The following is a 10925-nucleotide window of genomic DNA, read 5'->3' as shown; positions in this document are numbered from 1 at the left end:
GATGAGCCAGGCGGCACAGAACCTGAACTGGTTGATCACCAACTTCGTGGACAACACCCCCGGGGTGTCCCACACGGTGGTGGTCTCCGCCGACGGCCTCCTTCTGGCAATGTCCGAAGGATTCCCCCGCGACCGCGCCGATCAGCTGGCGGCCGTGGCCTCCGGACTGACCTCGCTGACCGCCGGTGCCTCCCGTATCTTCGAGGGTGGCGCCGTCAACCAGACCGTGGTCGAGATGGACCGGGGATTCCTCTTCCTCATGTCCGTCTCGGACGGATCCTCGCTGGCCGTACTGGCGCACCCCGAGTGCGACATCGGCCTCGTGGGCTACGAGATGGCCCTTCTGGTGGATCGCGCGGGCAGTGTCCTCACTCCGGACCTGCGCGCCGAACTGCAGGGAAGCCTGCTCGGCTGACTTCCCACTCTCCCGGCCGGACGGTACTACCGGCCGGGGGATCGGGGCCCCGCCCCGAAATCCAGTACTCCCGCCAGGCCGTCATCCCGTCCCCCCACCGGCCGCCCCGTAAGACGGCACGCTGACCACTGCTGTCCAGCCCGGAGGATCAATGACCCCGCCCCCCGCCTACTCCGATTCGTACGGAGACTCGTACTCGGAAGGCGATCAGCCGCTGGTGCGTCCGTACGCGATGACCGGCGGCCGGACCCGGCCCCGCTACCAGCTCGCCATCGAGGCGCTGGTCAGCACCACCGCCGATCCGATGCACCTGTCCGGCCTGCTCCCCGAGCACCAGCGCATCTGCACCCTGTGCCGCGAGGTCAAGTCGGTCGCCGAGGTCTCCGCACTGCTGTCGATGCCGCTCGGTGTCGCCCGGATCCTCGTCGCCGACCTGGCAGAGGCCGGAATGGTGGCCATCCACCAGCCGGGCAATGGAGAGGCCGGCGGCACGCCGGATGTAACGCTGCTCGAAAGGGTGCTCAGTGGCCTTCGGAACATCTAGCGGAGCGGCTCCTGCTCGCTCCACCACCTCCGCGAAGATCGTGGTGGCGGGCGGCTTCGGCGTGGGCAAGACCACGTTCGTCGGAGCCGTGTCGGAGATCAACCCGCTGCGCACCGAAGCCGTCATGACGTCCGCGAGCGCGGGCATCGACGACCTCACCCACACCGGTGACAAGACGACCACCACGGTCGCCATGGACTTCGGCCGCATCACGCTCGACCAGGACCTGATCCTGTACCTCTTCGGTACCCCGGGCCAGGACCGCTTCTGGTTCATGTGGGACGACCTCGTCCGCGGCGCCATCGGCGCCATCGTGCTCGTGGACACCCGCCGCCTCGCCGACTGCTTCCCGGCGGTCGACTACTTCGAGAACAGCGGCCTGCCCTTCGTCGTGGCCCTCAACGGCTTCGAGGGGCACCAGCCCTACACGCCGGAGGAAGTCCGCGAGGCGCTGCAGATCGGCCCCGGTGCTCCGATCATCACCACCGACGCCCGCCACCGCGCGGACGCCAAGAGCGCGCTCATCACGCTCGTCGAGCACGCGCTGATGGCGCGGCTCAAGTAACACGGTTTCAGTTGTCGCGCGGGAGGGGCGGGCTGTGTCTTACGACACGGCCCGCCCCTCTCGTTCATAACGTTTCGACAGAGAATTACGGCCACGTGGCAACGGGGTGCGGTCGTCTGGTATCGCTGCGCGCACAACTGCCCCCATTTTTGCCGCAGGACGCTCTTTATGTCCGGTTTATGTAGGGCATAAGCTTCTGGGTACGGCCGGATTCAACTGTTTGGAACACGGCCGTTACCCGTGCTGGAATTCAACGAACTAGCTAGTAGCACCGCCGAGAGGTTGTTGGTCGAGTGAGGCGAAGCATCGCAAGCCCCGCGGATGAACCCGCGCGCGGCAACTTCACCCCGCCGCCGCGAGCGGCCACGTCGCCCGTCGACGTGCCCGTGGACCCGCCCGCGAGCAGCGGGAGCAGCAGCAGGTTCTCGCCCCGCAACTGGCGTGTGCCGACCCGTCTGAACGCCATCCTGCTCGTGCCGGCCCTCGTGGGCCTGGTCATGGGCGGTTTCCAGGTGAAGGGCTCCATCGACACCTGGAACGAGGCCAAGGACGCCGAGAAGATAGCCACGGTCGTCCAGGCCGCCTCGGGATACAGCCAGGCACTGCTCAACGAGCGGGACCTGACCGCCGAGCCCCTCCTGAACGGCCAGACGAAGGACCCGAAGGTCCTCAAGGCCTACGCGGACACCACCGCGGCCAAGGAGAAGTTCGACAAGGCCGTCCAGGACATGCCGAAGAACCTCGGCCTGGAGCGACGCCTGGACCTCTTCCGTGCGGAGGAGCCCAAGCTGGACGCCGTACGCGACAAGGCGTACCTGGCGGCGGCGGAGAGCCCCAAGAAGAATCTGCCCAACGCGGCCGGCCCCATCCCGACCGAAGAGGGCTATGTGCTGGTCCAGCACTACCTCATGCAGTTCGCGAACGAGCTCGGTCTCGGCACCGGCAACGTGACCTCGTACGGCCGCATGGTCTACGCGATCCAGCTGGCCAAGGCGGCGAACTCGCTGCAGCGCGCGGTCGGTACGCACCTGCTGGTGCGCCCGAGCGCCGACGAGAACACCCGCAAGGCCCAGCTCGTCGCCTTCTCCTCCTACGCCTACCTCGAAGAAATCGCCATCGGCGAGTACGTCGCGGCGGGTACCGAGGATGACGTGAACCGCCTCAAGGCGGTCATGGCCAAGAAGTCCGAAGAGGGCAAGGCCAAGATCGCCGACGCGAAGCACCAGGCCGAGCAGGCAGGTGTCCGCTTCCTGCCCCCGCCCACGATCGGCGAATCCGCGCTCGCCGGCATGACCGACGCGATCGCCAACAGCGAGAGCAAGAAGAAGCTCTCCGAGACCGGGACGACCCCCGCGTTCTGGCAGGCCGCTGCCACCGCGAAGTTCGACGGCTACGACGAGGTCGAGAAGGAACTCCTCGACAAGGCCGTCAAGGACGCCGTCGCGGTCTCCGACGAGGCCCGAACCGACGCGATCGTCAACGGCGCCATCGTGGTCGTCGCCCTGCTCGCCGCGTTCATCCTCGCCGGCATGATGGCCCGCCAGATGGGCCGCGCGATGGCCCGCCTGCGCACCGCCGCCTTCGACATCGCCGAGCAGCGCCTGCCGATGCTCGTCGACCAGCTCTCGCGCACCGATCCCGGCAAGGTGGACACCCGTGTCCTCCCGATCCCCATCGACTCCCAGGACGAGATCGGCGAGGTCGCCCGCGCCTTCGACCAGGTCCACCGGGAAGCGGTACGGCTCGCGGCCGAGCAGGCCCTCCTGCGAGGGAACGTCAACGCGATCTTCACCAACCTCTCCATGCGCAACCAGTCGCTGATCGAGGGCCAGCTGACCCTCATCACCGACCTGGAGAACAACGAGGCCGACCCGGACCAGTTGGAGAACCTCTTCCGCCTGGACCACCTGGCCACCCGCATGCGCCGCAACGGCGAGAACCTCCTTATCCTCGCGGGCGAGGAGCCGGGCCGCCGCTGGGACCAGCCGGTCCCGCTCGTCGACGTGCTGCGCGCCGCCTCCTCCGAGGTGGAGCAGTACGAGCGCATCGAGCTCTCGGGCGTCTCGGAGGCCGAGATCCACGGCCAGGCCGTGACCGACCTCGTGCACCTGCTCGCCGAGCTCCTGGAGAACGCCACCACGTTCTCCTCCCCGCAGACCAAGGTCCGCGTCAACGCCACGCGTCTGCCCGACGGCCGCGTGATGGTCGAGATCCACGACAAGGGCATCGGCCTCACCGCCGAGGACTTCGCGGACATCAACCACAAGCTGGCCAACCCGCCGACCGTGGACGCCGCGATCTCGCAGCGCATGGGTCTGTTCGTGGTCGGCCGGCTGGCGGACCGCCACAGCATCCGCGTCCAGCTGCGCCCCTCGGGCGAGGCGGCCGGTACCACTTCGCTGGTCATGCTCCCCGACGCCATCACCCACGGTGGCGGTGGCGAGGGCATTCCGGACGACGACTTCACGGTCTCGCAGATCATCCCGGAGCAGCAGGCCCAGCTGGCTCCCCCGCTGCGCACCGCCGCCGAGCTCGGCTTCGACGACTCGCGCTACGACCAGCAGGGCTCCGACGGCCTCGCCGCCGACCCGGTCGGCCGGTCCCTCGGGCAGCAGGAGCGGAGGGCGGCGCTGGCGGCCCAGGTGGGTTACCCGCAGGAACAGCAGCAGTACCCCGCCCAGGAGTATCCGGAACCTCAGCCGGAGCACGGGTACCAGGAGTACCAGGGCTACGAGCAGCAGTCCGAGCAGGCCTACGACACCTCCTACGAGGCACAGCAGGCGCAGCAGGGCTACGAGGCGTACCCGCAGCAGGACTACGGCTATACGGAAGACGGTTACCCGGACCAGCAGCCGGCCACCCAGGGCTACGACAATGGCTTCGAAGCCCAGCCGGGACAGGCCGAATGGCCCGAACAGAACACGTATCCGGCTGCCTACCAGCAGGATTACGGGACTGAATCGGAATCCCAGGCCGTCCCCGAAGCGGCTCCGGAGCGCGTAGGCTTCGACCGTCCGGGTGCCGCTGCAGACACCGGTCACGCGATGACCGGAGCGGGCCTGCCGCGACGCGGCAGCCAGCAGCAGTGGCCGTCCGGGAAGCAGCAAACGGAGTCCACCGGTTCCCTCTTCGAGCAGCGGTCGCCGCGTCAGCAGCAGCCCGCCGAAACGGAGCAGGCGCCGGAGGAAACTGAAGGCACCGCCGCCTGGCGTTCGCGCAACGACGAACGCTGGCAGCAGGCCGGAAAGCTCCGTGAGCCGAAGGCGGGCGGGATCACCCCGTCCGGTCTCCCTCGGCGAGTGCCCAAGGCCAACCTGGTCGAGGGCGCAGCGGAGACGACCCCGCAGGGCGGCCCCCAGGTCTCCCGCGCTCCGGAGGACGTCCGCGGCAGGTTGAGCAACCTGCGGCGCGGTGTCCAGCAGGGACGCAGCGCGGGTTCTGAGCAGTCAAGTAACAGCTATGACCAGGAGCGTTAGTGTGAGCCCGATGAGCCAGGCGGCACAGAACCTGAACTGGTTGATCACCAACTTCGTGGACAACACCCCCGGGGTGTCGCACACGGTGGTGGTCTCCGCCGACGGCCTTCTTCTGGCGATGTCCGACGGGTTCCCGCGCGACCGCGCCGATCAGCTGGCGGCCGTGGCCTCCGGACTGACCTCGCTGACCGCCGGTGCCTCTCGCATCTTCGAGGGTGGCGCCGTCAACCAGACCGTGGTCGAGATGGACCGGGGATTCCTCTTCCTCATGTCCGTCTCGGACGGATCCTCGCTGGCCGTACTGGCGCACCCCGAGTGCGACATCGGCCTCGTGGGCTACGAGATGGCCCTTCTGGTGGATCGCGCGGGCAGTGTCCTGACTCCGGATCTGCGTGCCGAGCTGCAAGGAAGTCTTCTCAACTAGCAGACAGGCAGTGCGTTTCGCGTCATCGCACCATAGGGTGCGGTGGCGCGGTTCCACAGGGAGTACTGCGTTCTTGGAGTCGGAGGAGGAAACGTGACAACACCCGGAGGACATCCTTATGGCGGCGCGCAGCAGCCGCAGGGTGGGCACGACCAGAACCGCTTCAACTTTCCCTCGGCGCCGAGCCGGCCCGTGCCGGAGCAGAATCCCTACCAGCAGCAGCAGTACGGACAGCCCCAGATGCCTCCGCAGCAGCAGCCGCCGCGCGCCGCGCGACAGCCCGCTCCGAAGGCCCACAACCCGTTGGTGCGTCCGTACGCGATGACCGGCGGCCGTACTCGGCCGCGCTACCAGCTCGCCATCGAGGCGCTGGTCAGTACCACGGCGGATCCCGCGCGTCTGCAAGGGCAGTTGCCCGAGCACCAGCGCATCTGCCGCCTGTGCCAGGAGATCAAATCCGTAGCGGAGATCTCGGCACTTCTCTCCATTCCTCTTGGTGTCGCCCGCATCCTCGTCGCCGACCTGGCGGAGGCGGGCCTTGTCGCCATTCACCAGCCCGGCGGCGACGAGTCTGCCGGTGGCCAGCCAGACGTGACACTGCTCGAAAGGGTGCTCAGTGGACTTCGCAAGCTCTAACGGCGGAGCGGCTCCCCGCTCCACCACCTCCGCGAAGATCGTGGTGGCGGGCGGCTTCGGCGTGGGCAAGACCACGTTCGTCGGCGCGGTCTCCGAGATCAACCCGCTGCGCACCGAAGCCGTGATGACCAGCGCCTCGGCCGGGATCGACGACCTCACCCACACCGGTGACAAGACGACCACCACGGTCGCCATGGACTTCGGCCGCATCACGCTCGACCAGGACCTGATCCTGTACCTCTTCGGTACCCCGGGCCAGGACCGCTTCTGGTTCATGTGGGACGACCTCGTCCGCGGCGCCATCGGCGCCATCGTGCTCGTGGACACCCGCCGCCTCGCCGACTGCTTCCCGGCGGTCGACTACTTCGAGAACAGCGGCCTGCCCTTCGTCATCGCCCTCAACGGCTTCGAGGGGCACCAGCCCTACACGCCGGAGGAAGTCCGCGAGGCCCTGCAGATCGGCCCGGACGCCCCGATCATCACCACCGACGCCCGCCACCGCGCGGACGCCAAGAGCGCGCTCATCACGCTCGTCGAGCACGCCCTCATGGCGCGGCTTCGGTAGCAGCCCTCCCGCACCCGGCAGGCCCCCGCGTCACACGACGCGGGGGCCTTCGCCATGGGGCGGGGTCCGCGCCGGCTCCTCCCTCGGCGGCGGTACGCAGAAGGCCCCGCACCCTGGACGGGTGCGGGGCCTTCTGGGGCTCGGGAACTCAGCCCTGCCAGCTGTGCGGGGCGCGGAAGCCGGGCGTGCGCTCCAGGCGGCGCCAGCCGGCCTGGCCGGGCACGCGCACCGGGGTCTCCTCGGGGGTGGCGGCCGCACGGGCGAGCAGGATCGCGGTGATCGCGGCCAGCTCCTCGGGCCGGGCGTTGCCCTTTTCGACGCGCAGCAGGGTGTCAGTGGCGGTGGTCATGTGGTGGCAGGTCTCCTTCGCGGTTACTGCGGCGGGTTGCCGTGCTTGCGGGACGGCAGATCGGCGTGCTTGTTGCGGAGCATCGCGAGGGCGCTGACGAGCACCTCGCGGGTCTCGGCGGGGTCGATGACGTCGTCGACGAGGCCGCGCTCGGCCGCGTAGTACGGGTGCATCAGTTCGGCCTTGTACTCCTTGACCATGCGTACGCGCATGGCCTCGGGGTCCTCGGCGTCCGCGATCTGCTTGCGGAAGATGACGTTGGCCGCGCCCTCGGCGCCCATGACGGCGATCTCGTTGGTAGGCCAGGCGTAGGTGATGTCGGCGCCGATGGACTGGGAGTCCATGACGATGTACGCGCCGCCGTAGGCCTTGCGCAGGATCAGCGAGATCCGCGGGACGGTGGCGTTGCAGTACGCGTACAGCAGCTTGGCGCCGTGGCGGATGATGCCGCCGTGCTCCTGGTCGACGCCCGGCAGGAAGCCCGGTACGTCCAGCAGGGTGATGATCGGGATGTTGAAGGCGTCGCACATCTGGACGAAGCGCGCGGCCTTCTCGGAGGCCTCGATGTCCAGGACACCGGCGAGGTGGCCGGGCTGGTTGGCGACGATGCCGACGACCTGGCCGTTCATCCGGGCCAGGGCGCAGATGATGTTGCGGGCCCAGCGCTCGTGGATCTCCAGGACGTCGCCCTCGTCGACGAGCTCCTCGATGACCTTGAGCATGTCGTACGGGCGGTTGCCGTCGGCGGGCACCAGGTCCAGCAGGACCTCGCTGCGCCGGTCGGCCGGGTCGCTCGTCTCGTGGACGGGCGGGTTCTCGCGGTTGTTGGAGGGCAGCATCGAGATGAGGTACCGGACCTCGGAGATGCAGGTCTCCTCGTCGTCGTACGCGAAGTGCGCGACGCCGGAGGTCTCGGCGTGCACGTCGGCGCCGCCGAGGCCGTTCTGGGTGATCTCCTCGCCGGTCACCGCGCGGACCACGTCCGGGCCGGTGATGAACATCTGCGAGGTCTCCCGGACCATGAACACGAAGTCCGTGAGGGCCGGGGAGTACGCGGCGCCACCGGCGCAGGGGCCCAGCATGACCGAGATCTGCGGGATGACGCCCGATGCCTTGGTGTTGCGCTGGAAGATGCCGCCGTAGCCGGCGAGCGCCGAGACGCCCTCCTGGATGCGGGCGCCGGCGCCGTCGTTCAGGGAGACCAGCGGGGCACCGGCCGCGATGGCCATGTCCATGATCTTGTGGATCTTCGTGGCGTGGGCCTCGCCCAGGGCGCCGCCGAAGATGCGGAAGTCGTGTGCGTAGACGAAGACCGTGCGGCCCTCGACCGTGCCCCAGCCGGTGATGACACCGTCGGTGTACGGCTTCTTGTTCTCCAGGCCGAACCCGGTCGCCCGGTGGCGGCGGAGCTGCTCGACCTCCCGGAAGGAACCTTCGTCGAGCAGCAGCGCGATGCGCTCACGGGCGGTCAGCTTGCCCTTGGCGTGCTGGGTCTCGGTCGCGCGGTCGCTGGGGCCGCGCTTCGCCTGCTCGCGCAGGGAGTGCAGCTCGGCCACGCGCCCGCGGGCGTCCGTCGGCTCGCTCGGGGTCTGGTCCACAACGGTCATGTACCGACCTTACGAAGATCGCGATGAAAAACCTCCGTTCATTCCTCACAGTCTCGGAAGACTTCCGCTGTCCGGCCCGCACAGTACGCCCAGTAGATGTACGGACTCCGCCAGACGGGGCGCTCGCCCGTTGTGGGACCTTCACAAAATGACCTGACACCCCGGCTAGATGTTGAAATTTGAACGGAATAGGTCTAGCGTCATTCCTGTTGGAGTCGTTGAAGATTCAACAGATTCTTCAGTTCAAGCAGGAAACCACCGAGGAGCAAGTCATGGGTCTCTTCACCCGCCGCAGCCAGAACGTGAACGTCCAGGACGGCGCCGCCGTCGCCACCCTTGAAGTGGACCCGGCGCTCGCCGCGCTCACCGGCGACTACGTCATCGACCCCGCCCACAGCAGCATCGGCTTCACCGTCCGCCACGCCATGGTCACCAACGTCCGCGGGGCCTTCGCCGAGCACGAGGGAAGCCTGCACCTGGACGGCGCCGACCCGGCCCGTTCCACCGCCTCCATCGACGTGAAGATCGCCTCCGTCGACACCGGCATCGCCGATCGCGACGCTCACCTGCGCAGCGGCGACTTCTTCGACGCCGAGGCCTTCCCGCTGATGACCTTCCGCTCCACCCACGCGCTTCAGCTCGGCGGGGACGCGTACCGCATCAGCGGTGAGCTGACCATCAAGGACGTCACGCGCCCGCTCTCCATCGACCTGGAGTTCAACGGCTCGGCCACCGACCCCTACGGCAACGAGCGCGTCGGATTCGAGGGTTCCGCCGAGATCCTGCGCTCCGACTGGGGCCTGACGTGGAACGCCGCCCTGGAGGCCGGCGGTGTGATGGTCAGCGACAAGGTGAAGCTGACCTTCGACATCTCGGCCATCAAGCAGGCCTGACGGGCGGGCTACCCCGACGCTCGGAACCGGGGGCGGCCGGACACCCCCTAGAAGCCGCCCCCGCCGTCGAAACCGCCACCCCCGTCGAAGCCACCGCCGCCGAAGTCCCCGCCACCGAAGTCGGACGGGTCGAAGTCCGCCCCGGAGACGTCCCCGCCCTCAAACCCGCCGCCCGTGCCGCCGCCGAAGTCCGAGGCGTAGGCGGGGCTGGACATCATCGAACCGAGCGCCGTGCCCACCAGCAGGCCGGGCAGGATGCCGCCGCCGAAGTACCCGCCGGCCCAGGGACCGTACGCCGGGCCGGCGTCGTAGTACGGCCGCGGCCCGCGCTCCGTCTCGACCGTGCGGACCGCCGGGTCCAGGCCGTCGCGCAGCCGTACGGCGTCCGCCGTACAGACCGGCACGGTACGGGCCGCCCCGCCGGCCGGAGCCCAGGTGGCGTCCTCGGTGCTGGGCCCGTGGCGCGGGTCGAAGAAGCAGGGCGAGCGGCGCTCGGGAACCGGCCTGCCCTGCCGGCGCGCGTCGAGCGCGGCCAGCGCGAAGCGACCGTCCTCCAGTGCCTGGGTGACGCCCTTGACCTCGTCGGGCCGCTGGACCGAAGCCATGATCTGCTTGGCCTTCTCGTACGAGTCGAGCCCCTGCTCGTAGTCCTTGCGCATGGCGTCGTCGGCTCCGGGCTCGCCGGGGTGGAAGTCGAGCCGTTCGAGCTCCTCGCCGAAGGCCGTGATGTCCTCGTCGACGACCACGGCCAGCCGGGCGATGGCCTCGCGCCGGATCTCTTCCTTCTTCTTCCGGTTGCGGCGGACCAGCGCGTACGCACCGCCGCCGCCCACCACGGCCACCGCGCCGAGGGCGATCAGTCCGCCGACCGGGGCGCCCTGGTCGGCTCCCGTCGTGCCCCAGGAAGCGGGGGCGCCGCCCTTGACCTGGGTGAGGGCCTGGTCCACGAAGTTGTTGAGCTGCGTGTTCGCGTTCACCGGTGCGCCGGTCTTCACGGCCTCGGTGAGGTTGCGCACGGCATTGCGCGGCATGACCGCCTTGTCGGCGCCGGCGTTGAAGCCGTCACCGAGCCGGATCGCGTAGAGCCCGGTGATCCCGGTCTCGGCACGGACCGCTCCGAGCACCTTGTCGGCGGGGAACTCGGCGGTGGCCGGCAGCACGGCCACGAACACCGGCTTCCCGGCGTCCTTGATCTTCTTCGCGAGCGCGTCCGCCTGGGCCGTGGACAGCTGCGCCTCGGCCCCGGGAGCGACGTAGACCGGGCCCTGCTTGAGGGCCTCCCCCACGGCGGCGACGCCGCTGGCCGCGGAGGCCTGCGGCGCGGCAACGAGGGCGCTCGTCGCCAGCACCAGCAGCAGACCGGAGAGCAGCGGTCCGAAGCGCGTGGGTATCAGCCTGGTCCTCATATCCATGACGCTACCGGAACCAGTACTTTCCCGTGTGAGCTGGAC

The 10925-nt window shown here is 69.0% G+C and carries 11 protein-coding genes; 8 read left to right on the top strand and 3 right to left on the bottom strand.

The features are described 5' to 3' along the window. The first annotated feature begins 1 nt into the window (after position 1). The 7 genes from ACIQK6_RS16610 (at position 2) to ACIQK6_RS16580 (ending at position 6625) form a co-directional block, all read left to right on the top strand. Positions 2-415 (top strand): roadblock/LC7 domain-containing protein, encoded by a 414-nt coding sequence (locus ACIQK6_RS16610; protein ID WP_030708442.1) that lies wholly within the window; start codon positions 2-4, stop codon positions 413-415. A 151-nt stretch (positions 416-566) separates the two neighbouring features. Beyond that, positions 567-959, top strand: coding sequence for a DUF742 domain-containing protein (locus ACIQK6_RS16605; RefSeq protein WP_030014827.1), 393 nt, complete (start codon positions 567-569; stop codon positions 957-959). Next, on the top strand, positions 940-1524 hold the full coding sequence (locus ACIQK6_RS16600; RefSeq protein WP_266605322.1) for an ATP/GTP-binding protein: 585 nt from the start codon (positions 940-942) through the stop codon (positions 1522-1524). Before ACIQK6_RS16605 ends, ACIQK6_RS16600 begins: the two co-directional genes overlap by 20 nt. Positions 1525-1817: 293 nt before the next feature. After that, positions 1818-5000: a nitrate- and nitrite sensing domain-containing protein gene (locus ACIQK6_RS16595; RefSeq protein WP_329098865.1), complete on the top strand. Its 3183-nt coding sequence runs from the start codon at positions 1818-1820 to the stop codon at positions 4998-5000. Between the two features lie 10 nt (positions 5001-5010). After that, entirely contained in the window at positions 5011-5424 is a 414-nt protein-coding gene (locus ACIQK6_RS16590) for a roadblock/LC7 domain-containing protein (RefSeq protein ID WP_030037347.1), read from the top strand. 93 nt (positions 5425-5517) lie between these two features. After that, a complete protein-coding gene (locus ACIQK6_RS16585) occupies positions 5518-6060 on the top strand; it encodes a DUF742 domain-containing protein (protein WP_329098866.1) in 543 nt (180 codons plus the stop codon). Continuing rightward, a complete protein-coding gene (locus ACIQK6_RS16580; protein WP_109781528.1) occupies positions 6041-6625 on the top strand; it encodes an ATP/GTP-binding protein in 585 nt (194 codons plus the stop codon). The genes ACIQK6_RS16585 and ACIQK6_RS16580 overlap by 20 nt, the downstream gene beginning before the upstream one ends. 148 nt (positions 6626-6773) lie before the next feature. Here ACIQK6_RS16580 and ACIQK6_RS16575 read toward each other — a convergent pair whose 3' ends face one another. Both ACIQK6_RS16575 and ACIQK6_RS16570 read right to left on the bottom strand, forming a co-directional pair. Continuing rightward, positions 6774-6974, bottom strand: a complete 201-nt coding sequence (locus ACIQK6_RS16575; protein ID WP_329098867.1) for an acyl-CoA carboxylase subunit epsilon — start codon at positions 6972-6974, stop codon at positions 6774-6776. Positions 6975-6997: 23 nt separating this feature from the next. Beyond that, positions 6998-8581, bottom strand: a complete 1584-nt coding sequence (locus tag ACIQK6_RS16570) for an acyl-CoA carboxylase subunit beta (RefSeq protein ID WP_329098868.1) — start codon at positions 8579-8581, stop codon at positions 6998-7000. Positions 8582-8853: 272 nt separating this feature from the next. Here ACIQK6_RS16570 and ACIQK6_RS16565 point away from each other — a divergent pair, with 272 nt between their 5' ends. Continuing rightward, positions 8854-9474: a YceI family protein gene (locus ACIQK6_RS16565; protein WP_329098869.1), complete on the top strand. Its 621-nt coding sequence runs from the start codon at positions 8854-8856 to the stop codon at positions 9472-9474. A 47-nt stretch (positions 9475-9521) separates the two neighbouring features. Here the strand turns inward: ACIQK6_RS16565 and ACIQK6_RS16560 are convergent, their stop codons facing one another. After that, positions 9522-10880: a hypothetical protein gene (locus ACIQK6_RS16560; RefSeq protein ID WP_329098870.1), complete on the bottom strand. Its 1359-nt coding sequence runs from the start codon at positions 10878-10880 to the stop codon at positions 9522-9524. Positions 10881-10925 lie beyond the last annotated feature (45 nt).

This window comes from Streptomyces sp. NPDC091682, assembly GCF_044756625.1.
Classification (GTDB): Bacteria; Actinomycetota; Actinomycetes; order Streptomycetales; family Streptomycetaceae; genus Streptomyces.
The sequence above is the reverse complement of the archived record's forward strand: the minus strand, read 5'-3'. Positions and strand labels throughout refer to the sequence as shown.